Origin of the sequence: Mesorhizobium sp. Cs1299R1N1 (assembly GCF_037179655.1) — a bacterium.
Taxonomy (GTDB): Bacteria; Pseudomonadota; Alphaproteobacteria; order Rhizobiales; family Rhizobiaceae; genus Mesorhizobium; species Mesorhizobium salmacidum.
The window spans coordinates 1-489 of record NZ_JAPYKR010000125.1 but is presented as its reverse complement, the minus strand read 5'-3'; the positions used below and the strand labels follow the sequence as shown (position 1 = coordinate 489).

Genomic DNA, 489 nt, shown 5'->3' with positions numbered 1-489 from the left:
ATCGCCGACGGTGTCGCCGGTCACGGCCGACTTGTGGGCGTCAGAGCCCTTGCCGCCGAAGTGACCGTCCTCGATGTACTTCTTGGCGTTGTCCCAGGCGCCGCCGCCCGAGGTCATCGAGATTGCGACGAACAGGCCCGTCACGATCACGCCGAGCAGCATCGCACCGACCGCCGAGAACGCTGCCGACTTGCCGGCCGCGCCGCCGCCCGCGATCGCGTAGATCAGGAAATAGACGACGATCGGCGACAGCACTGGAAGCAGCGAGGGGATGATCATTTCCTTGATCGCCGCGCGGGTCAGCAGGTCGACCGCCTTGCCGTAGTCCGGCTTGTCGGTGCCCTGCATGATGCCCGGCTTCTCGCGGAACTGGCGACGCACCTCCTCCACGATCGCGCCGGCTGCACGGCCGACGGCCGTCATGCCCATCGCGCCGAACAGGTACGGCAACAGACCACCGAACAACAGGCCCACCACGACGTAGGGGTT

1 protein-coding gene is annotated in these 489 nt (G+C 66.9%); it reads right to left on the bottom strand.

Features of this window, described 5'->3' with window-relative positions:
- A partial coding sequence (locus O7A70_RS34015) for a sodium/proton-translocating pyrophosphatase (RefSeq protein ID WP_337144234.1) occupies nt 1–489 on the bottom strand: 489 nt, incomplete at both ends.